Source organism: Brevundimonas sp. AJA228-03 (genome assembly GCF_017795885.1).
Classification (GTDB): domain Bacteria; phylum Pseudomonadota; class Alphaproteobacteria; order Caulobacterales; family Caulobacteraceae; genus Brevundimonas.
In genome coordinates this window covers 1,195,009-1,220,213 of sequence record NZ_CP059297.1, presented here as the reverse complement: position 1 = coordinate 1,220,213, position 25,205 = coordinate 1,195,009, and the positions used below count along the sequence as shown (strand labels likewise).

Here is a 25,205-nt window from a genome sequence, read left to right as displayed (position 1 = left end):
AGGGACAACCACTTGCCACACGCTGTTATCGCCGCCACCGGACTGTTCACCCCCGAACAGTCCATTTCCAACGCAGAACTGGTGGAGGCCTACAATGCCTGGGCCGAGCGATGGAACGCTGCCCACGCGGGCCAGATCGCCGAGGGCGATGTCGCAGCCCTGACGCCGTCGTCCGAGGCCTTCATCGAGAAGGCGTCGGGCATCAAGAGCCGGTTCGTCCTCGACAAGGCGGGCATCCTGGATCCCGGGCGGATGGCTCCGTACCTCGCCGAACGGTCCAACGACGAACTGTCGATCATGGCCGAAATGGCCGTCAAGGCGGCGCAGCAGGCCATCGAAGCCTGGGGCAAGCCGGTCAGCGGGATCGGTGCGGTCCTGTGCGCGGCCTCCAACATGCCCCGCCCCTATCCGGCCCTGGCGATCGAGATCCAGCAGGCGCTGGGCATCGAGGGCTTCGGCTTCGACATGAACGTGGCCTGTTCCTCGGCGACCTTCGGCATCAAGACGGCGGCCGACTTCCTCGCCAACGACCCGACCAGGGCCGTGCTGATGGTCAACCCGGAGGTCTGTTCGGCGCACCTGAACTTCACCGATCGCGACAGCCACTTCATCTTCGGCGACGTCTGCACCGCTGTGATCGTGGAGTCGTCGGAGACGGCCGGTCCGGGCGGCTGGGACATCCTGGGGACCCGGCTGAAGACGGTGTTCTCCAACAATATCCGCAACAACTTCGGCTTCCTGAACCGCTGGGCCGGGGAGACGGGCGCGGCCGCCGGATCGGACCGCCCCGCCGGCCAGCAGGACGACAAGCTGTTCATCCAGCAGGGTCGCAAGGTCTTCAAGGACGTCGTGCCGATGGTGTCGGACATGATCATCGACCATGCGGGTGATCTTGGTCTCGACCCCACGGCCCTGAAGCGCCTGTGGCTCCATCAGGCCAACATCAACATGAACTCGATGATCGGCCGCAAGGTCCTGGGCCGCGACCCGACCGAAGCCGAGAATGTGATCATCCTGGACGAGTACGCCAACACCTCGTCGGCCGGCTCCATCATCGCCTTCCACCTGCACAACGACGGGTTCGAAGCGGGCGAAACGGGGCTGATCTGCAGCTTTGGCGCAGGCTATTCTGCCGGAACGGTGTTCGTGCGACAACGGGGCTGAAAACAGGGAGGGGTTGGTGATGAGGGATGGATCAATCGCGGTCGCACTGGCGGTGTTCGCTCTCGGGGCCTGCGGCAGGACCACGACAGAGCCCCGGACCGGCAACGCGACCGAGGCTCCGGTCACGGTGCAGGCCGCCAAAGCGGTGTCCGAACCGGACCCAACCCATTGTCTTATCGCCGTGGACGAAAAGGTCTATCTCGACGCGCCCTGCCCGGTCGACGACAGCGATCCGACCACGATCACCTTGAACACCGGCACGATCTCCCCGCCGAAGGTGTTCGTCTATCTCAACACCTTTGAGGGCGTGACCGAGGCCTCCTGGAACGGCGGCGAGGGGGCGTCCCACGCCCAGGCCCCGCTGGGGGCCGTGACCCTGTCGGGGCGGTGCTGGAGCAATGCCCGCGCGCGGATCTGCAGACCGGCCTGACGGGCGCGCCGTGGATGCGTGCAGCAGCCGTATCAGTCCGATCACGAACTGATGACCCGACGAACACCGACATGGCTTGCACGCGACGGATGAGTCTGGAATGACGTTCGCCAGCCTGACACCGCCGATCACGGAGAGTCCGGATTGTCCGACGCGCCCGCCGGCCCCAAACAGCCCGGCTTCCTGGAAGCCCTCGCCCGCGATGTGGCGACAGTGCTGAGATCACTGGGCGGATCTGCGCACCAGAATACCGTCATCGACTGCGTGGCAGCGCTGAAGCGCACCCGAGGCGAGCCGGTGACCCAGGACCTTCGCGAGGCCGTCGTCGAGGCCTTTGATCGCTATTCGCAGTGGTTCTCGCGCCCGTTCGGCGAGGGGTCGATGCGATGGGCGCTACAGCCGGGTGCTCCAGCCTAGCCCTTTTCATCGCCGACAGCGGGGTTGCGACCATCCGGTTCAGCGGCGTGGAAATCCCGTGTCGGGTGCCGAGGCGGGCGATGTCGCCTTCCGGGCATCCCACTCCATCGGGCGTCCCACCAGCCTGGCCAGCCAGAGAGCGGTCGCCTCAACGTCATAGGCCTTGGTTGCCACCTGCACCCATTCGACTGACTGCGCCGGATCCGGGCGGGTCAAGATGTGCGGCAGCGCCTCGATGCGGCCGGCTGGTGTATCGACGACCAAATGATCAAACACGGTTCGAACGCAGACCGTCAGGTCATCGAGGTTATGCGACAGGTGCGCCGCGACCGTCGCGCCGATGGCACCGGGACCGACCACGGCGATCTTCATGGCTCTTCGCCCCTCAAGGGAGAAGGGAAGGCGATCAACGATCCTTCTCGCGCTCCACGTTCAGCGCCGCCTGGGCCGCCGCCAGCCGTGCGATCGGCACGCGGTAGGGGCTGCAGCTGACGTAGGCGAGGCCGACCTGTTCGCAGAAGGCGATCGAGGCCGGGTCCCCGCCGTGCTCGCCGCAGATGCCCATCTTGATGTCCGGACGGACCGCCCCGCCCCGTTCGGCCGCGATGCGGATCAGGTCGCCTACGCCCTCCTGGTCCAGACGGACGAAGGGGTCGGTCTCGAAGATGCCCTTGTCCATATAGGCCTGCAGGAAGCGGCCGGAGTCGTCCCGGCTGATGCCGAAGGTCGTCTGGGTCAGGTCGTTGGTGCCGAAGGAGAAGAATTCGGCGTATTCGGCCAGGTCGCCGGCGCGCAGGGCGGCGCGCGGCAGTTCGATCATGGTGCCGACCAGGTATTCAACCGTGTCGCCGGCCTTGTCGAACACGTCCCTCGCCGTGCGATCGGTCAGCTCACGCAGATATTTCATCTCCAGACCCATGGCGACCAGCGGGTGCATGATCTCGGGGATCGGGGCCTCGGCGGCCGTCTTCTTCACCTCCAGCGCGGCCTCCAGGATCGCGCGCACCTGCATCTCGTAGATTTCCGGATAGGCGACCCCGAGACGGCAGCCGCGGTGGCCGAGCATGGGGTTGGTCTCATGCAGCTCGCGGGCCCGGCGTTTCAGCTTGGCGGCGTCGATGCCGGAGGCCGCCGCCAGCGCGTCGATGTCCTCGTCGGTGTGGGGAATGAATTCGTGCAGCGGCGGATCCAGCAGCCGCACCGTGACGGGCAGGCCGGCCATGATGGTGAACAGCTCCACGAAGTCCGACTTCTGGAACGGCTCGATCTTGGCCAGCGCCGTGCGACGGCCGGCCTCGTCATCGGCCAGGATCATCTCGCGCACGGCGGCGATCCGGGCCTCGTCGAAGAACATGTGCTCGGTGCGGCAAAGGCCGATGCCCTCGGCCCCGAAGCCGCGCGCGGTCCTGGCGTCCTGCGGGGTCTCCGCATTGGCGCGGACCTTCAGGCGACGAACCTTGTCGGCCCAGGCCATCAGGGTCTGGAAATCGCCTGTCAGCTCCGGCTCGATCATCGCGACAGACCCTTCGAGCACCTCGCCCTTCGAGCCGTCGATGGTGATGATCTCGCCCGCCTTGAAGGTGCGGCCGTGGGCGGTGAAGGTTCCGGCATGCTCGTTGATCGACAGGGCGTTGATCCCGCAAACGCAGGGCCGACCCATGCCGCGCGCGACCACGGCCGCGTGGCTGGTCATGCCGCCGCGCGCCGTGACGATGCCGCGCGCCGCGTGCATGCCGTGGATGTCTTCGGGGCTGGTTTCCTCGCGGACCAGGATGACGGCGTCGCCCAGCTGACCCAGCCGCTCGGCCTCATTGGCGTCGAACACGATCCTGCCGGTCGCGGCGCCGGGGCTGGCGGGCAGGCCGGTGGCGATCACGGAGCGGGTCGCGTCCGGATCGAGAGTCGGGTGCAGCAGCTGGTCCAGCGCCGACGGCTCGACCCGACTGATGGCTTCCTCCTGCGAGATCACGCCCTCTGCCGCGAGGTCGACGGCGATCTTCAGCGCCGACTTGGCGGTGCGCTTGCCGTTGCGGGTCTGCAGCATCCACAGTCGGCCCTGTTCGACCGTGAACTCGATATCCTGCATATCGCGGTAGTGGGTTTCCAGCTTGCCGACGACATCGACGAACTGGGCGAAGACCGTGGGCATGGCCTCTTCCATGGACGGCGCGGTCTCACCCATCTCCTCGCGGCCGATCCGGGTCAGGGACTGGGGCGTGCGAATGCCTGCGACGACGTCCTCGCCCTGGGCGTTGATCAGGAACTCGCCGTACAGTCGTGCCTCGCCGGTCGAGGGGTTGCGGGTGAAAGCCACGCCGGTCGCCGAGGTCTCGCCCATGTTGCCGAACACCATCGACTGGACGTTGACGGCCGTACCCCAGCTTTCGGGGATGTCGTGCATGCGGCGATAGAATTTCGCCCGGTCGTTCATCCAGCTGGCGAATACGGCCGAGACCGCCCCCCACAGCTGTTCATGCGGATCCTGGGGGAAGGGCTGACCCAGCTCGCGCTCGACCACCGTCTTGTATTCGGCGACGACCTTTTCCCAGTCCGAGGCCGACAGGTCGGTGTCGACGGTGACGCCGAGGCGGTCCTTGTGGTCGTCCAGGACCTCCTCGAAATCGTCGTGGCTCAGGCCCAGCACGACGTTCGAATACATGGTGATGAAGCGGCGATAGCTGTCGAAGGCGAAGCGGCGGTCGCCCGACAGTTTCGCCAGCCCCTCGACCGTCTCGTCGTTGAGGCCGAGGTTCAGCACCGTGTCCATCATGCCGGGCATGGAGGCGCGAGCGCCGGAGCGGACGGAGACCAGCAGCGGGTTGGACGCATCGCCGAAGGTCTTGCCGACGACGGCCTCAACCTTGGCCAATCCTTCAGCGACCTGGCCGTGCAGGCCGTCGGGGTAGTTCTGGCCGTTGGAATAGTAGTGGACGCACGCCTCGGTGGTGATGGTGAAGCCCGGAGGAACGGGCAGCCCCAGGGACGACATCTCCGCCAGATTGGCACCCTTGCCCCCCAGCAGGTTCTTCATCGACGCATCGCCATCGGCGGACCCGCCGCCGAAGCCGTACACCCACTGTGTCATCCATAGTCCCCTGAGGTCGCGTCGAGATCGGCGGGTAGGCCCCGCTCGGTCGGCCTGACTAACGCGCCCGGCGCGCGAAGGCGAGACCGGGATGTAACAAAGGGTGATGAGGAGGGGTTGGTTCCGTCCTGAACCCTCTCCCAGAGGGAGAGGGCTTGAGCGCATGAGCGCGCAGCGATCATCCTTGCGCGAAAGGGTGAGGGGTCATGCCCTCACCCTTTCGCACCTTAACCCCTCACCCTTTCGGCTGGCGCATCGCTGCGCTCTGCGAGCCTCAAGCCCTCTCCCGCCGGGAGAGGGTCAGCCGGAAACCTGCCCGAAGTCGGCCACCCGGCCCATGACGTCGCGCACCTGACCCAACAGTTTCAGGCGGTTCTCCCGCTCTTCGGGGACGTCGGAGTTGACCATGACGTCGGTGAAGAAGGCGTCCACGGGCGCGCGGAGCAGGGCCAGCTGGCGCATGGCCTCGGCAAAATCCTCGGCCTCGAGGGCTTTGGCGACCTCATATGCCGCGCCCTTGACCGCAAAGATCAGGGTCGCCTCCTGTGCGGGGATGCCGTCGGGGACACCCGGTTCGCCGGTCGGGACGGGCCCCTTCTTCTCCTCAGCCTTCAGGATATTGGAGGCGCGCTTGTAGCCGGCCAGCAGATTGGCCCCGTCGTCGGTGGCGAGGAAGGCGTCGAGCGCCTCGACGCTCGCGATGAGATCGACAGGTTTGAAGCCACTTAAGGTCCGCCCAAAAGCAGCACGAACGGTTTCGATATTGGTGCCTCGGTCTCGGAGAAAGACCTCCAATCGATCGCTGAGGAAGTCGAACGTGATTGCATCGAGAATCGGTGCCACCTGCAAATAGACGGCGTCAGCCATGTTTGGCATTCGCTTGATATGGTTGAAGAGCAGATCGTTGCCCCTCAGTTCGATCGGTACATTCCCTGCTTCGATCAACCGGATCACCCCCAGCGCCGCCCGCCGCAGCGCGAACGGATCCTTCGACCCCGTGGGCTTTTCGTCGATGGCGAAGAAGCCGACGAGGGTGTCGAGCTTGTCGGCAAGGGCGACAGCGACCGTCAGGGGCGCGGTCGGGACCGAGTCCGCCGGGCCTTGCGGCTTGTAGTGGTCGCGGATGGCGTCGGCGATGGCATTGGAACAACCCCCCTCCCCCGCTTCGCGGGTACTCCCCCCGGAGGGGGGAGATTGGCTGGGCAAATGTCCCCCCTCCGGGGGGACCGAAGCCTGCAGAGCAGGGTTCGAGGGGGGCAAGGCTCTCGCGTAGTAGCCGCCCATGATCCCCTGCAGCTCGGGGAACTCGCCGACCATGCCCGAGGCCAGGTCGGCCTTGGCGAGGCGGGCGGCGGTTTCAGCCTGATCGGGGTCGGCGCCGACGAGGGGGGCGATCTCGCGCGCGAGGGCGGCGATGCGGTCGACGCGCTCGGCCATCGTGCCCAGTCTGGCGTGGAAGGTGACGCCCTTCAGTTTCTCGTTCCAGACGTCGAAGCCGGTCTTGCGGTCCTCGTCCCAGAAGAAGCGGGCGTCGTTCAGGCGGGCCGACAGGACGCGACTGTTGCCGGCGGCCAGGGCCACACCGCCGTCGGAGGCCTCGACATTGGCGACGACGATGAAGTTGGGGGCCAGGCCCCCCTCCCCCGCTTCGCGGGTACTCCCCCCGGAGGGGGGAGATGGCTCAGGGCTCGAGGGGGGCCGTCGCACCGCGAAATATTTCTGGTGCACCTTCATGGACAAACGGACCACCTCGGGCGGCAGGTCGAGGAACTGCGGGTCCATGTCGCCCAGGATCGGCGTCGGCCATTCGGCGAGGCCGGCGACCTCTTCCAGCAGGCCGTCGTCGTCGACCAGCTCCAGCCCTTGCGTTTGGCAGGCGGCACGGGCGGCCTCGAGGATCTTCAGCTTGCGGTCGGCGGCATCCAGCAGGACGAAATGCTGTTCCAGCTTCGCCCGATAGTCGGCGAAATCCTTCACGGCAAACGGCTGGCCCGACCCCATGAAGCGGTGGCCCTCGGTCACGTCACCAGATCGGATGCCGTCGATCTCGAACGGCACCACGGCCCCGTCGAACAGGGCCACGATCCGCTTCAGCGGGCGCACCCAGCGCAGGGTGCCGGAGCCCCAGCGCATCGACTTGGGCCAGGGGAAGGCCCGGACGATCTGGTCCACCGTCTCGGCGATCACGGCGGTCGTCGGGCGACCCGCCTCCTCGATCACGGCGAACAGGACGCCGTCGCGCTCGGTCAGCTGGTCGCGCGTCAGGCCGGTCTTGCGCAGGAACCCCTCCAGCGCCTGTTCCGGGGCGTTGGCGCGGGGGCCCTTCAGCTCTTCCGAGCGATCCGGCGTGGCGGCGGGCAGGCCCTCGATCACGAGCGTCAACCGCCGCGGGCCGGCGTAGGTGGTCAGGGTATCCCAGCTCAGGCCGGCGGCCTTCAGCCGTTCGCTCGCCATGCGTTCGAGATCACGCGCGGCCCCCGCCTGCATGCGGGCGGGGATTTCTTCGGAAAAGAGTTCGAGTAGGAGTTGGGGCATCAGGCGGCTCCCCGCTCTTGCTCGACATAGGCCAGGGCACAGGCCTTACACAGGTCGCGGATGCGGCCGATGTAGCTCTGGCGTTCGGCCACCGCGATGGCCCCCCTCGCGTCCATCAGGTTGAACAGGTGCGACGCCTTCAGGACCTGGTCGTAGGCCGGCAGGACCAGTGGCTGACCCTGCGGCCCGGTCATGGCCAGCAGCCGCGACGACTCCGCCTCCATGTCCTCGAACCGGCGCTTCAGGCCCTCGACGTCATAGCCGTGGAAATTGGCCTGAGACTGCTGGCGCTCGTTCTCGAGGAAGACCTCGCCATAGGTCGTGCCGTCCCGGGTGAACTTCAGATCGTAGACGTTGTCGACGCCCTGGACGTACATGGCCAGACGCTCCAGCCCATAGGTCAGCTCACCCGAGACGACGTCGACCTCCAGCCCGCCGACGCCCTGGAAATAGGTGAACTGGGTCACCTCCATGCCGTCGCACCAGACTTCCCAGCCAAGGCCCCAGGCCCCGACGGTCGGATTCTCCCAATCGTCCTCGACAAAGCGGATGTCATGCAGGGCCGGATCGATGCCGATGGCGCGGAGCGAGCCGAGATACAGCTCCTGCAGGTTGTCGGGATTCGGCTTCAGAATGACCTGGAACTGGTAGTAGTGCTGAAGGCGGTTGGGGTTCTCGCCATAGCGGCCGTCGCCGGGCCGGCGGCTGGGCTGGACATAGGCGGCCTTCCACGGCCGGGGGCCGAGCGCCCGCAGCACCGTCGCCGGATGCAGGGTCCCCGCCCCCACCTCGATGTCATAGGGCTGCAGGATCGCGCAGCCCTGATCGCCCCAGTAGCGCTGGAGCGTGAGGATCAGATCCTGAAAGGAGAGCGGTTCGGTCTGTGCGGCCACGGGGAGTCTTCAGGCAAGGAGAAAGGCGGCGGACCCTAGGGCCCACCGCCTTCCAACTCAACTCACTGCGAAGGTGAGATTACGACTGCGGTCTGGGGTGGCGTCCCGGGCGAAGGTCGGGCCGGCACCGAACAGGGCGATGGCTGCGGTGGCACCCGGAAGGCGGGGGCGAAGCATGTCGGTTTCCCCTTAGGGCGCGTTACCGCCCAGACGTGCGGCAACGGCCCAACCGGGACCATGATTGCGGTCAAGCTTCCCGGCGGCCTGTCGCGCCTCGGCCGCACTGTCGAACAGGCCGAAGACGGTCGCGCCGGATCCGGACATCCGGACCAACCGCGCACCCGGCTGGGCGGCCAGGTCCTGCAAGGCGATCGCGATAGCCGGCTCGAGCCGGGCGGCAGGAGCTTCCAGATCGTTGCGCGTCCGGGCCAGCCAGGCGATGACCGTGTCCGGACTCCAGTCGGACGGCGGATGGGGACGCACGGGTTCGCCCGACGGGTCGGCATCGTAGGCGCGATAGACGGCACCGGTCGGCGACGGGCGACCCGGATTGTAGAGAACCGCGTGCAGGGACGGTAGATCGGGAACCTCGGTCAGGCGTTCGCCGATCCCCTCCGCCCAGGCCGGGCGCGCGCGCAGACACATGGGGCCGTCGGCCCCGACGACCCGGGACAGGTCTTCGAGCGCGGACTCCAACAGGCCGAGGCCGAGCGCCTGATTGGCCAGATGGAGCGCCGCGCCCGCATCGGACGAGCCGCCGCCCAGGCCGGCCGCAATGGGCAGACGCTTGTCCAGGGTGACATGCAGCGGCAGGTCGGCCATGCCCCGATCGGCGGCCAGGGCCCGCAAGGCCTTGAGGATCAGATTGTCTCCCTGCCCCTCCAGCCCCCCTGCGAAGGGACCGGTCACGGTCAGGGACAGCCGATCGGCCGGCTCGACCGAGACGATGTCGCCGACGTCGGCGAAGGCCACCAGGCTGGAAAGAGGATGATAGCCGTCCGGCTGCACCGCCCCGACGTGCAGGAACAGATTGACCTTGGCCGGGGCCAGCCGCGTCAGGATCGCCAGATCAGCCCCCGGTCGGCGGGGCGACGTCGGTCAGGCCCTGTTCCAGCTTCCTTTCCACTTCGGCCCTGCGTTCGGCGTCGGGGTCGAGCGTCAGGACACGGTTCCACTGGAAGCCGGCCTCGCGCCGACGGCCGACCTGCCAGTAGGCGTCGCCCAGATGGTCGTTGATCTCGGCATTGGCGGGCTCCTTGGCGACGGCCTGTTCCAGGGTGTCGACGGCCGTTTCATACTGGCCCTGGCGATACTGGGCCCAGCCCAGACTGTCCTGGATATTGCCGTCCTCGGGGTCCGCAGCGTGGGCGCGCTGGATCATGGCGGCCCCCTCGGCGACGCGGGTGCCCTTGTCGACCCAGAGATAGCCCAGATAGTTCAGGAACGAGGGTTCGTTCGGCTCGGCCTGCAGCGCAGCCCAGAGTTCGCCTTCGGCCTCGGGCACACGGTCCAGCGATTCATAGGCGACGCCACGCAGGAAACGGACATTGGCCGATTGGTCGGCGGTGTTCAGCAGCGGGCCGTTCAGCACCGTCAGCGCCTCTTCCCAGCGTTCCAGCTTCATCAGCTGGCTGGCGATCAGGCCGGCGATACGGGAATCGGAGGGCGTCGCCCCCTCGGCCTGACGTAAGGCGGCGAGGGCCTCCTCCGGCTTGTCGGCCTTGTCGAGCGTCAGCCCCAGAGCGACGCGGGCTGCGGCATAGACGACCGGATCGTCGTCCGGCACCGCCTGCAGCGTCGCCTGCGCCGGGCCTTCCAGATTGGCCTGGGAGAGCGTCGAGCCCAGGCGAAAGAGCGAGGCCGGATGGCGATCGAGATTCAGCGACAGACGCAGATAGACGACTGCAAACTCATGGGCTCCCTCGTCCGAGGCCTGCTGGGCGGCGATGGTCAGGGCCTCGGCCGCGCCTTCGCGAAGGCTGGGGAGTTCGGGCGGCCGGCCGCCAGCGGCGGCGCGGGCGCGGGCGACGGTCAGGGCGGGATCCGTCGCTCCGGCCGCCAGACCGGCATCATAGACCGCCAGGGCCTCTTCACGACGACCCCGTCGCTCCAGGAAGTTGCCGTAGGCGAGGCGGAACAGCGCGCCGGTGCGGGCGTCCTGCGCCAGAGCCTTCAGGACGACGTCCGCCTCGTCATGGCGTCGGCGAATTTCCAGCAGGCGCGCGCGGTCGTAGCGGCCCAGAAAGACGATCAGACGATCGGCCGTGGGATTGGGCTCGGCCAGCGCCGTTTCCCAGTCCCCTGCGGCGGCGGCGACCCAGGGCGCGATCAGGGCGCCGGCGCGCGCATGGGGTGCGCCGATGGGATGAGCCTTCAGCGCGGCGTTCGCCTCGCGCGCCTGACCGGCACCCAGCTGCTGCACCACCGAGACCAGGACCCCGGCCTCCGAGATCACCGGCGAGACGCCTGCATCCGGCGAAATGCGCGCGGCCAGGTTCAGATCGCCAGCCAGCAGCGCGGAGGTGAAGGCCTGTTCGCGCACGATGGGCTGTTCGGGGGTCAGGCTCTCGACCCGGGCCATCAGATCGGCCCCTTCGGCGGACTCGCCCGAACTCAGGGCGGACCGGCCCGACAGATAGAGGCCATAGGCGCTGCGGCCCTGACCGTCGCGCGGGGCGGGCGACCAGACGCGGGGGATGGCCTCGATGGTCGGGGCTGACGGAGGGGCCGCGTTTGCCCCATCCACGATCAGGGGGGGCGAGGGCTCGGGAACGACGACAATGTTCGGTCGGCGCGGGGCCGGGTCGGATACGGGCGGCGCATCCTGGGCGGCGGCGGCTCCAGCACTGGCAAGGGCGATGAGGGAGGCCGAAACGAGGAGGATGCGCATGGACATGAACGTCGCGAGTTTGTGGCCCGTCCGCAAGGGGCTTGCTGTGATGTCTCCCTCTCCCGGAGGGGGCAATGATATACGTGACAAAGCAAACCGGATCAGACTATGATTCCGCCCGACAGGCCGGTGCTTTGAAACTAAGAGAGCCCTTCGCGGGCTGAGAACATTTTGATGACGACTCGCGTTTCGCAGCGTATCGTCGTCATGACGGGTTACGGCGGGCAATGAGGGCCTGTCAGTGGCCCTCAAAGGCACCGGTGGTCGCCGGGTGCGCCAGTGCTGAAAACCTCCTGCAAGAGGTTCAGCGACCGGGCGGGCCACAAGTGGTCCGCCCGAATCGCTCTGCCAACAGCACATGAGCAATTCGGAGTGTTTCGGGTTCGGAGTCGAGTCGCCCGAATCAAATTTCGGGGCTTGATATGGACGAATCACCGAAAAACGAGCGCGATTCGGAGGATGAGGCGATGGATCGGGCGGCGGATGCTGAATTCGAGCGTGTGCTGCGCAATCTCGTGAACACACCGCACAAGCCGCACGCGCCCGCCAAGTCCCCGCCGGGCAAAGCTGCCCCGACCGATGGGTCTGACTGAGATAACTTGTTTCGCTGGAGGCGTGACGATGGATGCTTCTGGTCGGCGCCTCCACACGCTCAAGCTCGTCGGTTATGGCGGCGAGATGTGCGAACTCTTTGACCTTACGACTGGCGAGAGCTTTTCAAGCCAGTTTGCGGTTACGGGCGTCAAGGTTCTGATGGAAAACGGCGTGCATGGAAGTCCGCGTCTCGCACTGATCTTGGACTGCCCTCTGGCGGTGGAGATAAATCCGACACCGTCAGTTGAGGCGCTACCCCTATTGACCGATGGCCCGGCGGCCCCGTTCCGTAAGGGCAAGGAAGTTTATCTCGCCACCCCGGACGAGATAGCCTCGCGTCTTCAGGTCAGGAGCAAGGCTCACATAGCCGGTCCCATAAGTGTCGATGATCTTGCTGACTAACGCGAGCCCGTGATCGTTCGCCAAGTCCGCCACGATGCGCAGCAGGGCAATCTCATTGCTTTTGAGGTCGGTCATGTCTGCCCCTTGGCGCGCTTTTGGAAAAAGCGTCGCGCCTTCTGCTTAAGCGTAACAGGCTTTGTCAGCCCGCCGATACATCAGGCGCTTGCCACCAATGCCGCGAAGGGCTTCGTCGGTGCGCATCGTGTCATTGATGCCCAGACCGACGCGGTGCGAATAGCGGAAGTCGAACTCGGCTAGGTAGCGCTTCAGGTGGGCTTCCGAGACGTGGTGGAAGGTGCCGATGATCCCGCGCTTGAGGAGCGAGAAGAAGCCTTCAACGGTATTGGAATGAGCCGCGCCGCGAACGTATTCCTCGATCCCGTGATTGACGGATTCGTGGCTGGCGAACTCTTTGCCGATCGGGCGGTATTGGCCCGCGTCGTCGGTCATCAGGGCTGACTTGCGGTCCACATTGGCGACCATGATCGGGCGCAGTGTTTTGCCGGTGACGTTGGCGACGTGAAACGAGCGGGCGCGACCGTTGCGCTCGACCAGTGTGAAGGCGACCTGCTTACCGACCGCGCCGATGTTCTTCGGGTTGCGCTTGGACAGGCGCTTGTTGCGTTCCTTGCCGCCGACCACGGTTTCGTCGGCTTCTACGATTTTGCCTTCACCGCCCAGAGGAGCCGGGTTGTTCTCTGCCATAGCCTCGCGGATGCGGTGGCACATGAACCACGCGGTTTTGTAGGTCACACCCAGGGTGCGGCCGATCTGATGGGCGCTGATGCCTTTCTTGCTGAACGACATGAGGTAGGTCGCCAGAAGCCATTTGTTCAGCGGAACCTTGGAACGCTCAAAGACGGTGCCGACCGTGATGGTGAACTGCTCACGGCAGGCATTGCACTGATACAGGCCAGCGCGGGCGCTCCTGCCCTTGATGGACGTAGCTTCGTTCACGACGCCGCAATGAGGGCAGACCGGGCCGTGGGGCCAGCGGGTCTTCTCCAGATGGGCGCGGGCTTTGTCAGCGTCGGTGAAGATCGGATCGGTCAGGTTCATCGAGTCTCTCCAGTGAGAAAACCCTACAAGATCAATCCTGCTTTGTCACGTATATAATCACCCCCGGAGGGAGAGGGCTTGAGCCCCCGATCAGGTTGGGGGGAAGCGATGCGCCAAGCCGAAAGGGTGAGGGGGTGAGACCTCACCGGTTCGTACCGTAACCCCTCACCCTTTCGCGCAAGACCGATCGCCTGACGGCTCCCGGGCGCTCAAGCCCTCTCCCTCCGGGAGAGGGAAGAAAGCGCCGTTGCCTCGGCCAGGTCGGCGAGCCGCCGGGCGGCGTCGGGGATGGCGACGGAGCGGGCGGCGGCGCTCATGGACGGCAGGCGCGCCGGGTCGGCCAGGACGGCCGCGACAGCATCGGTCATGGACGGCACCGTCACATCGTCCTCCAGGATCATCCCGGCGGCGTGGACGTCTGTCAGCAGTTTCGCATTGAGGCGCTGGTGATCGTCGGTGGCAATCTTCAGCGGGATCAGGATCGACGGCATGGCGGCCACCGCCAGCTCGGCGCAGGTCGAGGCCCCTGCCCGGCCGATGACCAGATGGGCCTGCGACAGACGACCGGCCATGTCGCGGAAGAAGGGCGCGACCTCGGCTTCGATCCCGGCCTCGAGGTAGATCTGGCGAGCGGCTTCGAGGGTCTCGGGGCGCGACTGCTGCTGGACCTTCAGGCGACGACGGATGGCGTCCGGCAGGGCCGCGAGCGCGCGGGGGGTGGTTTCCGACAGGATTCGCGCGCCCTGGCTGCCGCCGGTGACCAGGATGCGGATAGGACCATCGACGGGCGGGGCGTAGGCACGGTCGTAGAGAGCGCGGATGTCGGCGCGGACGGGGGCACCGACGACGTGGCTGCGGGCCTTCACGGCAGGGCTGGCCCGTTCCAGCGTCGGAAAGGACGAGGCCACGTTGCGCACATGGGGGGCCAGGATGCGGTTGGTGCGGCCCAGAACGGCGTTCTGTTCGTGGATCAGGGTCGGGCGCTTCTGCAGGATCGCCGCCAGCAGGGCCGGAGCCGACGGATAGCCGCCGAAGCCGACTACGACATCGGCGTTCAGACGGGTGAAGGCCGAGCGGGCCTGCTGCACCCCACGCACGATGGCGACACCCGCCCTGGCCAGGGCCACCGGGCCAGAGCCGGTGGCGGCATCCAGCGCCAGCCGTTCCTCGGCCGGAAAGGCATGGGCGTACTGCTCGCCCCGATGGTCGGTGGCCAGCACCACGCGCCAGCCGCGCCCTGCCATCTCGCGGGCCAGGGCCTCGGCCGGGAACATGTGGCCCCCGGTACCCCCGGCGGCGACGACACAGAGTCTGCTCATGATCGAGGTGTTAGCCGACCCCTCTGCCTGCGTCATCCTGCCCGGCGGAAGTTCTGCGCCACGATGTCCCGTTACGCCACGTTCATTTGACCGCAACGCACCGCCCTCTATGGTCAGGCGTGGCCGACGTGGCCGCTCGATCGGACCGCCGCCTCCCCATGAAGCAGTTCTTCCTGACCGTGCTCGGTGTCTTTACCGGCCTGATCCTGTTCGTCGTCGTCCTGCCGATCGTTCTGATCGTCGGTGCCGCCGCATCGGCCAAGGAGCCGGTGACGCCGGTCAATGCCGTGCTGGAACTGGACCTGCGTGAAGGCCTGACCGATCAGGCTTCGACCAATCCGTTCGCGGCCTTCGGCGGCGGCGGTCTGTCGGTGATGCAGATCGTCGACACCCTGGCCCAGGCCGAGAAGGACAATCATGTCAAAGTCCTTCTGATCCGCCTGCCGGAGGCCGGGATCAGTCCCGCCTCCGCCGACGAGATCCGTCAGGCCGTCCGCCGCTTCCGCGCCTCGGGCAAGCCGGTCATCGCCCATTCGCAGGGCTTCCAGCCGGTCGGCACCGTGATCTCCAGCTATATGGTCGGAGCCTCGGCGTCCGAGCTCTGGATGCAGAATACGGCCAACTTCCAGGCCACGGGTTTCTCGGCCGACTCCGTGTTTCTGGGCCGCGCCTTCGACAAATATGGAGTCCGCGCCGAGTTCGAGCAGCGCTATGAGTACAAGAACGCCGTCAACGAATACACCCAGTCCGACTACACCGGCCCGCACCGCGAGGCGATGACGGCCTGGATGACGTCCATCTATGACAGCGCCATCGCCAATGCCGCCTTCGACAGGAAGATGACGGCGGACGCGCTGAAGACCACGATCGAGGCTGGCCCCTATTCCGCGCCCCAGGCCCTGTCGGCCAAGCTGATCGACAGGATCGGTCAGGTCGAGGAGGCCGAGGCCGAAGCCCGGCGTCGGGCCGGACGTGGGTCCGACATCCTGGAGTTCGATGACTACGCCTCGTCCAAGGGCGAGCGCACCGGCTCGGGTCGCGACGCCATCGCGATCGTGGGCGGCGAAGGGGCCATCGTCACCGGCACGGGGGGCGGGGGAGGCTTCGGTGGCGGATCCTCGATCCACTCCGACGATACGGCCGAGGCCATATACGACGCCATCGAGGACAAGTCGGTCAAGGCCATCGTCTTCCGGGTGTCCTCGCCCGGCGGATCGCCCGAGGCATCCGAACAGATTCTTGCCGCCGTGCGTGCGGCGAAGGCGGCGGGCAAACCGGTCGTGGTCTCCATGGGCGACTATGCCGCGTCGGGCGGATACTGGATCAGCTCGGAAGCCAATTGGATCGTGGCCCAACCCTCGACCCTGACGGGCTCCATCGGCGTGTTCGGCGGCAAGTTCGTAGTGTCCGAGGCGCTCGGTCGGTTCGGCGTCGATCTGCGCGGCCTGTCGGTCGGCGGCGACTATGCCGATGCCTTTGCGCCGAGCCGGAGCTTCACCGAAAGCCAGCGGGCCGCCTTCTCTGCCTCGATGGACCGGACCTATGAGGAGTTCGTCCAGCGGGTCTCGACCGGTCGTCGCCTGCCCATCGCCCGCGTTCGCGAGATCGCGCGTGGCCGCGTGTGGACGGGCGCGCAGGGCAAGACCCTGGGTCTGGTCGATCAACTCGGCGGCCTGACCGAGGCGATCGGCAAGGCCCGGGAGCTCGCCAACATCCCGTCCGACACCTCGGTCCGCTTCAAGCGATTTCCGACGCCCCAGTCGCCGTGGGAAGCCCTGTCGTCGGCCTTCGGCGTGCAGTCCGAGGCCGCGCAGGCGCTGGTCACGCTGGGCGGCGTCATGTCCGACCCCCAGACCCGCGCCGTGCTCAATCGCGTTGAGATGGACCGGATGCGCAGCAGCGGAGCCTCGGTTCTGGCCGACCAACCCCTCTGAAGGCCGCGACACACTCGCCTTTGAAGCAGTCGGTCATTGACGGTTCATCTCTGTGGACCGACATTGCGATTCAGGCGTTCCCTTCGACCTCCTCCGGGCGCGCTCGACCAAGGACCAGTGATGACGCAGGACCGCTACGCCTCCCTCGGGTTTCAGAACCGTCGCAAGACCGGGCTTATGGCTCCGATCATGTGGCTGGGGGGCCTGATCGCGGCTGTGGCGGCCCTGACGGTCGGCGCGATCCTGGCGGTCTTCACCGCCGCCGCCGTCGCCGTGATCGCCCTGTTCGCCAGCGTGCTGGTCTTCTTCGCCGGCCTGGCCGTGCGGGCGCGTCGCAAGGTCACGATCCACGCCCGTCGCTCGGATGATGTGATCGAAGCCACCAAGGTCGGCGACACCTGGGTGACCTATGGCTGGGAACGTCAGGGCCGATAAGACGGCAGTGCGTTCGATTACCGAGGCTACGTCTCCGAACTTCGACCAGCGGCGCGTACCGCCGGATATGATCCTGCTTCACTACACCGGCATGGAGACGGCCGAGGCCGCCATTGCACGCCTGCGCGACCCCGAGGCGAAGGTCTCGGCCCACTATGTCGTCCATGAGGACGGATCGATCCTCCGACTGGTCGATGAAGCACGGCGCGCCTGGCATGCAGGTAAGTCGTGGTGGCGGGGTGAGACCGACATCAACGCTGTCTCCATCGGCATCGAGATCGTCAATCCGGGCCATGAATTCGGCTATCGCCTGTTCCCGGACGCACAGATCGAAGCCGTCATCGCCCTGATCGACGACATCCGCACCCGCTGGTCCGTCGAGGACGCCCGCATCCTGGGCCATTCCGACGTCGCTCCGACCCGCAAACAGGATCCCGGCGAACTCTTTCCGTGGAAGCGCCTGGCCGGGCATCGCCAGGGCCTGTGGTTCGAACCCGCCGCCGAACGCATCGCCGCCCTGGGCCCACCCCTGACGGTCGGTGACGAGGGTCTGGGCGTCCACGTCCTGCAGGCGGGACTGCATCGGCTGGGCTATGAACCCCTGCCGGACGGGAAATACACCGACGTTACCCGCATCACGGTCGAGGCCTTCCAGCGTCATTGGCGGCCGGCCAGGGTCGACGGTATCGCCGACGGCGAGACACGCGCGACGCTCATGGGTGTGCTGCAGCTTGCCACTGCGGAAAGCATGACCGGCGTCCTGAATTGACCTGCCGTCCCAAAGCGTCCACCTAGCCCCGGTCAGACGGCCGGGCGGTCGCGGCGGGGTTCGCTTCGTCGAGGAAAGTCCGGGCTCCACGGTGAAAAGGCGGCGGGTAACGCCCGCCCGGGGTGACCCGAGGGATAGCGCCACAGAAAGCAAACCGCCCCGGACTTGTTCCGGGGTCAGGGTGAAAGGGTGGGGTAAGAGCCCACCGCGTGGCTGGCAACAGCGACGGCATGGCAAGCCCCGCCTGGAGCAAGACCGAATAGGGACGTCGCGCGGATTTCGGTCCGCAGGGTTCACCGCCCGAGGCGTCCGGGTAGGTCGCGAGAACCATCCGGCGACGGGTGGTCCAGAGGAATGATCGTCACCGCACCCCGGTGCGGGACAGAACCCGGCTTACAGGCCGTCTGGCACTTTTTCTTCAGGATGAGCGGACGACCGTCCGGCTCGCCGGGCCACAAGGCCCGTGTCCGCGGCCTCCTTGCCCGGCACCGAAGACAACGGGGCTGCGGGCGGGTCAGCCCAGATTCGCGTGGTGACGGACGGGTTCCTGAAGCCTCATCCTCATTAACCCCCTGGGCCGAAACGCGGCGCACACTGCCCACAGGCTGTTAATACTTGCCGTGTTCTATGTATGTTCTGTTTCAGTCAGTGTAGCCGACCAACAACAGGCCGATCGTGGTTAAAAATACCTTCATGATCCCATTGAGACCCAACTAGTCCCATGCTATCCCAATTTCCTGATTTGGGGATGGGCGGCGTCGGCACTTCAGGCGCGGGGATGATCGGGGAGCGGGTCCAGGTGGGCCCGATAGGCAGGCGTGTTTCTCGGAACCAGTGAGAAGCAGCTGGACGGCAAGCGCCGTCTCCTGATCCCTCAGGAATTCCGCACGGCTGCCAATGGGGCCGAGCACGGCGTCTTCTGCTTCTTCTCGGTCGAGTCCGATTGCCTGGAGGCCGGCGGCGACAGGCTGATGGACGAATACGTCGCCATGATCGAGGCCCTGCCCTTCGGTGACGACTGGCGCACCGCCCTGGAAGAGACCGTCTATGGCGGCCAGAAACAGCTGGCCTATGACGGCGGCGGGCGCATCACCCTGCCCGAAAGCCTGTGCCAGGAAGCGGGCTTGGGCGAAGACGTGGTCATCGTCGGCATGGGGCCCCGCTTCCAGATCTGGGACCGCGCCCGCTGGAACGACCGCAAGGACGACCGCCGCGTCCTGGCCAGAAAGGCCATGCGCGAACGCGGCGACACCGCCCGCCGCCGCATGCCGGGTAACGATCAATGAGCGCCGCCCCCCACGCCCCCGTCCTGCTGTCCGAGGTCATCGAGGCCCTTTCGCCCGCGGCGGGCGATGTGATCATCGACGCCACCTTCGGCGCGGGCAGCTACACGCGCGCGATCCTGGCAACCGGGGCCACCGTCATCGCCCTGGACCGGGACCCGACGGTACAGCCGCATGCCGACGCTGTCGCCAATGACCACCCCGGCCGGTTCACCCTGGTCCGCTCCGCCTTCTCGGGGCTGGCCGAGGCCTTCGCCGACAGCGGCGCGGACCGCCTCGACGGCGTCGTCTTCGACATCGGCGTTTCGTCGATGCAGCTGGACGAGGCCGAACGCGGTTTCTCCTTCATGCGCGATGGTCCGCTGGACATGCGGATGTCGCGTGACGGCGACAGCGCCGCCGACATCGTGAACACCTGGGACCACGGCCCCCTGGCCCACATCCTGAAGCAATATGGCGACGAGCGTCAGTCGGGCCGGATCGCCACGGCCATCCTGCGCCGCCGGACGGCCCGGCCCTTCACGCGCACACTGGATCTGGCCGACGTCGTGGAACGCGCCCTCGGCGGCCGTCGCGGGGCCCCGACCCATCCCGCCACGCGCACCTTTCAGGCCCTGCGCATCGCCGTGAACGACGAGCTGGGCGAGCTGACGGCCGGGCTGGAAGCGGCCGAGGCTACCCTTTCGCCGGGCGGACGCCTGGCTGTCGTCACCTTTCATTCGCTGGAAGACCGGATCGTGAAGGCCTTCCTGACCGAGCGGACCGGCAATGCGCCCGGCGGCTCCCGTCATGCGCCGATGGCGGTCGAGACCCGCAAGCCCAGCTTCACTCTGCAGTTCAAGGGCGCGCGCGAGGCGGGAGAGGTGGAGCTGGCCGACAATCCCCGCGCCCGTTCGGCCAAGCTTCGGGCCGCCGTCCGCACCGACGCTCCGGCCTGGAGGATGGCCGCATGACGCCCAATCCGGTCCAGGCCCTGTTCGACTGGAAGGTCCGCGGCATCCGCTGGATCGAGATCATCGGCTTCGTCGTCGTCGGTGCCCTGGTCTTCTCCGTCTACATTGCCAAGGCCGCCGCGGCCCGCGAGAGCGCCGAGATCAGCCGACTGGAACACGACATCGCCGAGACCCGCCAGCGCGTCCGTCTGTTGCGCGCCGAGGCCGCCCGCCTGGAACAGCCCGGTCGGCTTGAGGCCCTGTCGCGCGGCGCGGGCCTGGCCCCCGTCCCCGCCACGCGCCAGGCCGACGAAGCCCGGCTGGCCGAACTCAAGGCCGCGCCCGTCGTAACGGCGACCGCAGCCCCCGCCACGGCCCCCGCTGCGGACCCCGCGGCCCCATCCGTACCGGGGGAGCCGCGATGAGCGTTCAGGACCACCGCTTCTATCGGCCGCCGCCGTCCTCCGTTCGCCAGGGCCGCCCCATCACCTCGACCGTCTCGCCCTGGCTGCGCTGGGCGTCGGAGGCCGTCTGGTTCGTCGAACACGCCTTCGAGCGCGCCCATGCCGACGCGCGTCCGGAAGAAGACACCCGCGTCCGCATCTTCGTCATTCAGATCGTTTTCGCGATCGTGTTCAGTGGGCTTGCGATCGGCGCTGCATATTCCGCCCTGTTCACGCCGAGGAACGGCGGCGGGTCCACCGCCGCGGCCGGGGCGCTGACGCGAGGCGACCTGACCGACCGCAATGGTGCCCTGCTCGCCACCAACGTCGTCCACTACGGCCTCTATATCGACCCCTCCGAGGTCTGGGACCGCGAGGCAGCCTTCACCGAAATCCGCCGCGCCCTGCCCCGGGTCCCGGCGTCAAAACTGCGCCACGCCCTGGACGGAGACCGTCGCCAGATCGTCCAGCCGGGGCTGACGCCTGCGGAGCGACAGGCGGTTCACGCCCTGGCGCTCGGTGGCATCTCGTTCGAACCCGAGGACCGTCGCGTCTATCCGCTGAACGCGTCGGCCGCGCATCTGATCGGCGTGGCGGACACGGGCGGACAGGGTGTGTCCGGGGCGGAACTGGCCTTCAACGACGACATCCGCGCCGCCGGTCAGCGAGGCCAGGATTTTGCCCTGTCGATCGACCTGCGGGTCCAGGGCGTGCTGGAGAACGAACTCAATGCCGTCGCCTCGGCCGTCGGGGCCAAAGGCGCGGTCGGCGTCGTCGCCGATGCGAGAACGGGCGAAATTCTCGGCATGGCGTCCTGGCCGACCTACGACGCCAACCGGCGCGGGGCCGCGACCGACGACCAGGCCCTGAACCGCGTGACCTCTGGCCATTACGAGATGGGGTCGGTGTTCAAGACCATCACCATCGCAGCCGCCCTGGATACCGGCCAAGCCGACATGAACACCATGCTGGATGCGTCTCAAACCTATATGATCGGTAGCCGCCCCATCAACGACTTCCACGCCGCCAACAAGGTTCTGTCGCTGGAAGAAGTTTATCTGCACTCCTCCAACATCGGCACGTCGCGTCTGGCCGTCGAAATGACTCCCCAGACCATGCGCGACTATTTCCGGTGCCTCGGCCTGCTGGATGCGGCTCCGATCGAGCTGAAGGAAAGCGCCCGGCCGCGTACGCCGCGCGATTGGTCGGACTCCACCCGCGCCTCCCTGTCCTTCGGCTACGGCATCATGATCACGCCGTTGCAGATGACGGCCGCGACCGTGGCCCTGGTCAACGGGGGTCTCTATCGCCCCCTGTCCCTGCGCCGTGGCGGCGCTGGCGTCGAGGGTCGCCGCGTCATCCGCCCCGAGACCTCGGCCGAGATCCGCCAGCTGATGCGCGCCAACGTCCTGCACAGCTCGGGCAAGCAGGCCGATGCGCCGGGCCTGCACGTCGGCGGAAAGACCGGCTCGGCCAACAAGCTGGTCAACGGCCATTACGACCCCAGCTACGGGCTCGCCTCCTTCGCCGCCGTCTTTCCCTCGGACGGGCCGACAGACACCCAGCGGTATGTCGTCTTCGTCCTGATCGACGAGCCCAGCCAGGGCTCGCGCCTGGGCGGAGCCATCGCGGCCCCCGTCGTCGGCCGCGTCGCCGACCGCATCGCACCCTTCCTCGGTCTGGCCCGCCGCTTCGATCCGCCGGCCACGACGGTGGCTGCGCAATGAGCACGATCCGCCTGTCCGACCTCCTGCGCCGCGACGTGGCCGCCGACCCGATGATCACCGGCGTCACGGCCGACAGCCGAAAGGTCACCACCGGATCCCTGTTCGTCGCCCTGCCCGGCACCGCCGCCGACGGCCGTGCCTTCATCCCCCAGGCCCTGTCGCAGGGGGCTGCGGCTGTGCTCGCCCCTCAGGACACACCTGACGGAGCTGCGCCCCTGCTGGTCCGGTCCGGCGATGTCCGCCGCGCCTATGCCCTGGCCGCGCGGGGTTTCTATGGTGCCCAGCCCGCCACCTGCGTCGCCGTCACCGGCACCAACGGAAAAACCTCGGTCGCGGCCTTCTGCCGCCAGATCTGGGCGGCACTCGGCATCAAGGCCGCCAGCATGGGCACTCTGGGCATCGTCGCCCAGTCGGGCGCGATCACCGAAAGCCTGACCCCGCCCGGCCTGACCAGCCCCGACGCCGGTGACGCGGCGCGTTTGCTGGCCACCCTGGCCGAGGGCGGCGTGACCCATCTGGCGCTCGAAGCCTCGTCCCACGGCATCGATCAGCGCCGCCTGGACGGCGTGACGCTGAAAGCCGCCGCCTTCACCAACCTGACCCAGGATCACCTCGACTATCACGGCGACATGCAGGCCTACCGGGCCGCCAAGCTGCGCCTGTTCGAGACCCTGCTGCCGCGCGGCAGGACCGCCGTGCTGAACGCAGACAGCGAGGCCTATAATGACTTCGCCGCGGCCTCGATCATGTCGGGGCTTGGCATCATGGGCGTGGGCGAGCGGGGCCGGGACCTGTCGCTGGTCGAACGCCGCGCCGTGCCGGAGGGTCAGCGCCTGATCCTCGACGTACGCGGTGATCGCCACGATGTGTTGCTGCCGCTCGCCGGTGCCTTCCAGGCCTCCAACGCCCTCGTCGCAGCGGGCCTGTGCATCGCCGCCGGCGAGGATGCGGCCAGGGTCCTCCACGCCCTCGAAAAGATCACCGGCGCCGCCGGCCGCTTGCAACGCGTGTCCGGTGGCCGGGGTGAGGCCTATGTCGACTACGCCCACACCCCCGACGGGCTCGAGACCGTGCTGAAGGCCCTTCGCCCCCACGCCTCCGGCCGTCTCATCGTGGTGTTTGGGGCCGGCGGCGACCGCGACAAGGGCAAGCGTCCCCTGATGGGCGAGATCGCGGGTCGTCTGGCCGACATCGCCATCGTCACCGACGACAACCCCCGCTCGGAAGACCCCAAGGCCATCCGCGCCCAGGTTCGCACGGGGTGCCCTTTCGCGCTCGAAATCGGCGATCGTCGCGCCGCCATCCGCGAGGCTGTCGGCATGATGCGCGACGGGGATGTGGTGGTCGTCGCCGGAAAAGGGCATGAACAGGGTCAGATCGTGGGCGGGACGACTCATCCCTTCGACGACGCCACCGAACTCGCCGAGGCCTTGCGCGTAGATGCCTGAACCGACACCGCCTCTCTGGACGGCGCAAGACATAGCCGTCGCGACCGGCGGGCGGATCGAGGGCGGGGTCTTCGACGCGAGTGGCCTGACCTACAACAGCCGCGAGATCGAGCCGGGCGACCTGTTCCTGGCGCTCAAGGGTGCGCGCGACGGTCATGACTTCGCCTCCGGCGCCTTCGCCGCCGGAGCCGCAGGTGCGCTGGTCGAACGCCCGGTCGACGGCGGCCCCTGCATCGTTGTGCCCGACACGCTCCACGCCCTGGAGGCCCTCGGAGCCGCCGCCCGCGACCGCGCGCCCCACGTCCGGCGCGGTGCCGTCACCGGCAGCGTCGGCAAGACCAGCGTCACCCAGGCGATCAAGGCCGGCCTTGACCTCGCCGGCCCGGCACACGCCTCGATCAAGAGCTACAACAACCACATCGGCGTGCCCCTGACGCTGGCTCGCATGCACCCGTCGGCCGAACGCGCGGTGTTCGAGATCGGAATGAACGCGCCGGGAGAGATCGGCCCGCTGGCCAGGATGGTCCAGCCCCACGCCGCCTGCGTCACCACGGTCGGCCCGGTGCACATCGAGGCCTTCGTCGATGGGGAGGCGGGGGTCGCGCGCGAAAAGGCAGCCATCTTCCAGGGCCTCGGCCCTGGCGGCCTGGCGGTCATCAACGGCGACAATCCATGGGTCGAGATGCTGCATCAGGCCGCGCTTCGCGTCGGGGCCCGCGTCGCGACCTTCGGCTCCGAGCCCGCGCACGATGCGCGCCTGATCGACTTCATGCCAGGCTCCGAAGGCGCTCGCGTGACGGCCGAGGTCTATGGGCGGACGCATGTCTTCCCGCTTCGCCAGTCCGGCTTCCACTGGGGCCTGAACAGCCTGGCCGTCATCCTGATGCTGGATGCCCTGGACGTGCCGGTCGAGACGGCGCTGGAGGCCCTGGCCCATTTCGAGCCACTGAAGGGGAGAGGCGAGACGCGGCTGGTGCATCTGCCGAAAGGGGCCTTCACCCTGATCGACGAGAGCTACAACGCCAATCCGCTGTCGATGAAGGCGGGCTTCCTCAGCCTGGGCGCAAAGCCGGTCGAGCGGGGCGGTCGCCGCGTCGTGGTCCTGACCGACATGCTGGAACTGGGCGACCAGTCCGTGGCCCTGCACGCGGGCCTGGCCTCCGCCATCGAAGCCGCCGCCATCGACGTGGTCCATGCGGCAGGCCCCCAGATGCGCCACCTCTATGACGCGGTGACACCCGAACGCCGGGGCGTGTGGGCCGAGACCGCGACGGCGCTGGCGGAGCAGGCCGCCGATCTGGCCGGTCCGAAAGATATCGTCATGGTCAAGGGCTCGAACGGGTCCAAAGCCTCCCTTGTAGCGGCGGCGCTGGCCCGGCTAGAGCGGGCGGATGCATAGCCGCCCTCAAACAGGGTCGTGCCGCGCACGCCCCGTGAGGGCCAGGA

The 25,205-nt window shown here is 67.5% G+C and carries 22 protein-coding genes and 1 other RNA gene; 14 read left to right on the top strand and 9 right to left on the bottom strand.

The genetic code is table 11. The features are described 5' to 3' along the window. Positions 1-12: 12 nt before the first annotated feature. The 3 genes from HZ989_RS06010 to HZ989_RS06000 all read left to right on the top strand — a co-directional run bounded on the left by HZ989_RS06010 (position 13) and on the right by HZ989_RS06000 (position 2,011). A complete protein-coding gene (locus tag HZ989_RS06010) occupies positions 13-1,164 on the top strand; it encodes a beta-ketoacyl-ACP synthase III (protein ID WP_209322713.1) in 1,152 nt (383 codons plus the stop codon). Between the two features lie 19 nt (positions 1,165-1,183). Next, complete coding sequence (locus HZ989_RS06005) at positions 1,184-1,594, top strand: hypothetical protein (protein WP_209322712.1); 411 nt, start codon at positions 1,184-1,186, stop codon at positions 1,592-1,594. Between the two features lie 144 nt (positions 1,595-1,738). Beyond that, a complete protein-coding gene (locus HZ989_RS06000) occupies positions 1,739-2,011 on the top strand; it encodes a hypothetical protein (RefSeq protein WP_209322711.1) in 273 nt (90 codons plus the stop codon). Positions 2,012-2,050: 39 nt separating this feature from the next. Here the strand turns inward: HZ989_RS06000 and HZ989_RS05995 are convergent, their stop codons facing one another. From HZ989_RS05995 to HZ989_RS05970, 6 genes are all read right to left on the bottom strand, one after another. Continuing rightward, positions 2,051-2,383, bottom strand: a complete 333-nt coding sequence (locus HZ989_RS05995; RefSeq protein WP_209322710.1) for a ketopantoate reductase family protein — start codon at positions 2,381-2,383, stop codon at positions 2,051-2,053. 34 nt (positions 2,384-2,417) lie between these two features. Then, a complete protein-coding gene (gene ppdK / locus HZ989_RS05990) occupies positions 2,418-5,096 on the bottom strand; it encodes a pyruvate, phosphate dikinase (protein WP_209322709.1) in 2,679 nt (892 codons plus the stop codon). 300 nt (positions 5,097-5,396) lie between these two features. Continuing rightward, positions 5,397-7,631: a glycine--tRNA ligase subunit beta gene (glyS, locus tag HZ989_RS05985; protein ID WP_209322708.1), complete on the bottom strand. Its 2,235-nt coding sequence runs from the start codon at positions 7,629-7,631 to the stop codon at positions 5,397-5,399. Next, positions 7,631-8,524 carry a glycine--tRNA ligase subunit alpha gene (locus HZ989_RS05980; RefSeq protein ID WP_209322707.1) on the bottom strand — a complete coding sequence of 298 codons (894 nt, stop codon included), beginning with the start codon at positions 8,522-8,524 and terminating at the stop codon, positions 7,631-7,633. Before HZ989_RS05980 ends, glyS begins: the two co-directional genes overlap by 1 nt. A gap of 189 nt (positions 8,525-8,713) precedes the next feature. Beyond that, on the bottom strand, positions 8,714-9,592 hold the full coding sequence (locus tag HZ989_RS05975) for a 4-(cytidine 5'-diphospho)-2-C-methyl-D-erythritol kinase (protein ID WP_209323058.1): 879 nt from the start codon (positions 9,590-9,592) through the stop codon (positions 8,714-8,716). Position 9,593: 1 nt separating this feature from the next. After that, the gene (locus tag HZ989_RS05970) at positions 9,594-11,420 is read right to left on the bottom strand and encodes a tetratricopeptide repeat protein (RefSeq protein ID WP_245162476.1); all 1,827 of its coding nucleotides are present in this window, start codon (positions 11,418-11,420) and stop codon (positions 9,594-9,596) included. A 416-nt stretch (positions 11,421-11,836) separates the two neighbouring features. On the opposite strand from HZ989_RS05970, the gene HZ989_RS05965 reads away from it, so the two are divergent. After that, a complete protein-coding gene (locus HZ989_RS05965; protein WP_209322705.1) occupies positions 11,837-12,007 on the top strand; it encodes a hypothetical protein in 171 nt (56 codons plus the stop codon). Between the two features lie 259 nt (positions 12,008-12,266). On the opposite strand, the gene HZ989_RS05960 is transcribed toward HZ989_RS05965, so the two are convergent. From HZ989_RS05960 to murG, 3 genes are all read right to left on the bottom strand, one after another. Next, positions 12,267-12,485, bottom strand: coding sequence for a hypothetical protein (locus tag HZ989_RS05960; protein ID WP_209322704.1), 219 nt, complete (start codon positions 12,483-12,485; stop codon positions 12,267-12,269). A gap of 45 nt (positions 12,486-12,530) precedes the next feature. Further along, positions 12,531-13,469 carry an IS1595 family transposase gene (locus tag HZ989_RS05955; RefSeq protein WP_209322703.1) on the bottom strand — a complete coding sequence of 313 codons (939 nt, stop codon included), beginning with the start codon at positions 13,467-13,469 and terminating at the stop codon, positions 12,531-12,533. A 209-nt stretch (positions 13,470-13,678) separates the two neighbouring features. After that, complete coding sequence (gene murG / locus HZ989_RS05950; protein WP_209322702.1) at positions 13,679-14,788, bottom strand: undecaprenyldiphospho-muramoylpentapeptide beta-N-acetylglucosaminyltransferase; 1,110 nt, start codon at positions 14,786-14,788, stop codon at positions 13,679-13,681. 158 nt (positions 14,789-14,946) lie between these two features. Here murG and sppA point away from each other — a divergent pair, with 158 nt between their 5' ends. From sppA to murF, 10 genes are all read left to right on the top strand, one after another. Beyond that, positions 14,947-16,722, top strand: coding sequence for a signal peptide peptidase SppA (gene sppA, locus HZ989_RS05945; RefSeq protein ID WP_209322701.1), 1,776 nt, complete (start codon positions 14,947-14,949; stop codon positions 16,720-16,722). A gap of 120 nt (positions 16,723-16,842) precedes the next feature. Further along, a complete protein-coding gene (locus HZ989_RS05940; protein WP_209322700.1) occupies positions 16,843-17,157 on the top strand; it encodes a hypothetical protein in 315 nt (104 codons plus the stop codon). Beyond that, on the top strand, positions 17,132-17,926 hold the full coding sequence (locus HZ989_RS05935; RefSeq protein ID WP_209322699.1) for an N-acetylmuramoyl-L-alanine amidase: 795 nt from the start codon (positions 17,132-17,134) through the stop codon (positions 17,924-17,926). The genes HZ989_RS05940 and HZ989_RS05935 overlap by 26 nt, the downstream gene beginning before the upstream one ends. A gap of 32 nt (positions 17,927-17,958) precedes the next feature. After that, positions 17,959-18,338, top strand: an RNA gene (gene rnpB / locus HZ989_RS05930) — RNase P RNA component class A. A 406-nt stretch (positions 18,339-18,744) separates the two neighbouring features. Beyond that, on the top strand, positions 18,745-19,212 hold the full coding sequence (locus HZ989_RS05925) for a division/cell wall cluster transcriptional repressor MraZ (RefSeq protein ID WP_209322698.1): 468 nt from the start codon (positions 18,745-18,747) through the stop codon (positions 19,210-19,212). After that, on the top strand, positions 19,209-20,162 hold the full coding sequence (gene rsmH / locus HZ989_RS05920; protein ID WP_209322697.1) for a 16S rRNA (cytosine(1402)-N(4))-methyltransferase RsmH: 954 nt from the start codon (positions 19,209-19,211) through the stop codon (positions 20,160-20,162). The genes HZ989_RS05925 and rsmH overlap by 4 nt, the downstream gene beginning before the upstream one ends. Beyond that, positions 20,159-20,566, top strand: a complete 408-nt coding sequence (locus tag HZ989_RS05915) for a cell division protein (RefSeq protein WP_209322696.1) — start codon at positions 20,159-20,161, stop codon at positions 20,564-20,566. The genes rsmH and HZ989_RS05915 overlap by 4 nt, the downstream gene beginning before the upstream one ends. Further along, complete coding sequence (locus tag HZ989_RS05910; RefSeq protein WP_209322695.1) at positions 20,563-22,311, top strand: penicillin-binding protein 2; 1,749 nt, start codon at positions 20,563-20,565, stop codon at positions 22,309-22,311. Before HZ989_RS05915 ends, HZ989_RS05910 begins: the two co-directional genes overlap by 4 nt. After that, positions 22,308-23,759, top strand: a complete 1,452-nt coding sequence (locus HZ989_RS05905; RefSeq protein ID WP_209322694.1) for a UDP-N-acetylmuramoyl-L-alanyl-D-glutamate--2,6-diaminopimelate ligase — start codon at positions 22,308-22,310, stop codon at positions 23,757-23,759. The genes HZ989_RS05910 and HZ989_RS05905 overlap by 4 nt, the downstream gene beginning before the upstream one ends. Next, positions 23,752-25,158, top strand: a complete 1,407-nt coding sequence (gene murF, locus HZ989_RS05900) for a UDP-N-acetylmuramoyl-tripeptide--D-alanyl-D-alanine ligase (RefSeq protein ID WP_209322693.1) — start codon at positions 23,752-23,754, stop codon at positions 25,156-25,158. Before HZ989_RS05905 ends, murF begins: the two co-directional genes overlap by 8 nt. Positions 25,159-25,205 lie beyond the last annotated feature (47 nt).

Excerpts from the sequence above, each read along its gene's own strand:
- HZ989_RS06005 (WP_209322712.1), top strand. The coding sequence starts at position 1,184 with ATGAGGGATGGATCAATCGCGGTCGCACTGGCGGTGTTCGCTCTCGGG.
- HZ989_RS05995 (WP_209322710.1), bottom strand. The coding sequence starts at position 2,383 with ATGAAGATCGCCGTGGTCGGTCCCGGTGCCATCGGCGCGACGGTCGCG.
- ppdK (WP_209322709.1), bottom strand. The coding sequence starts at position 5,096 with ATGACACAGTGGGTGTACGGCTTCGGCGGCGGGTCCGCCGATGGCGAT.
- glyS (WP_209322708.1), bottom strand. The coding sequence starts at position 7,631 with ATGCCCCAACTCCTACTCGAACTCTTTTCCGAAGAAATCCCCGCCCGC.
- HZ989_RS05970 (WP_245162476.1), bottom strand. The coding sequence starts at position 11,420 with ATGTCCATGCGCATCCTCCTCGTTTCGGCCTCCCTCATCGCCCTTGCC.
- HZ989_RS05965 (WP_209322705.1), top strand. The coding sequence starts at position 11,837 with ATGGACGAATCACCGAAAAACGAGCGCGATTCGGAGGATGAGGCGATG.
- HZ989_RS05960 (WP_209322704.1), bottom strand. The coding sequence starts at position 12,485 with ATGACCGACCTCAAAAGCAATGAGATTGCCCTGCTGCGCATCGTGGCG.
- HZ989_RS05955 (WP_209322703.1), bottom strand. The coding sequence starts at position 13,469 with ATGAACCTGACCGATCCGATCTTCACCGACGCTGACAAAGCCCGCGCC.
- murG (WP_209322702.1), bottom strand. The coding sequence starts at position 14,788 with ATGAGCAGACTCTGTGTCGTCGCCGCCGGGGGTACCGGGGGCCACATG.
- sppA (WP_209322701.1), top strand. The coding sequence starts at position 14,947 with ATGAAGCAGTTCTTCCTGACCGTGCTCGGTGTCTTTACCGGCCTGATC.
- HZ989_RS05940 (WP_209322700.1), top strand. The coding sequence starts at position 16,843 with ATGACGCAGGACCGCTACGCCTCCCTCGGGTTTCAGAACCGTCGCAAG.
- HZ989_RS05935 (WP_209322699.1), top strand. The coding sequence starts at position 17,132 with ATGGCTGGGAACGTCAGGGCCGATAAGACGGCAGTGCGTTCGATTACC.
- rsmH (WP_209322697.1), top strand. The coding sequence starts at position 19,209 with ATGAGCGCCGCCCCCCACGCCCCCGTCCTGCTGTCCGAGGTCATCGAG.
- HZ989_RS05915 (WP_209322696.1), top strand. The coding sequence starts at position 20,159 with ATGACGCCCAATCCGGTCCAGGCCCTGTTCGACTGGAAGGTCCGCGGC.
- HZ989_RS05910 (WP_209322695.1), top strand. The coding sequence starts at position 20,563 with ATGAGCGTTCAGGACCACCGCTTCTATCGGCCGCCGCCGTCCTCCGTT.
- HZ989_RS05905 (WP_209322694.1), top strand. The coding sequence starts at position 22,308 with ATGAGCACGATCCGCCTGTCCGACCTCCTGCGCCGCGACGTGGCCGCC.
- murF (WP_209322693.1), top strand. The coding sequence starts at position 23,752 with ATGCCTGAACCGACACCGCCTCTCTGGACGGCGCAAGACATAGCCGTC.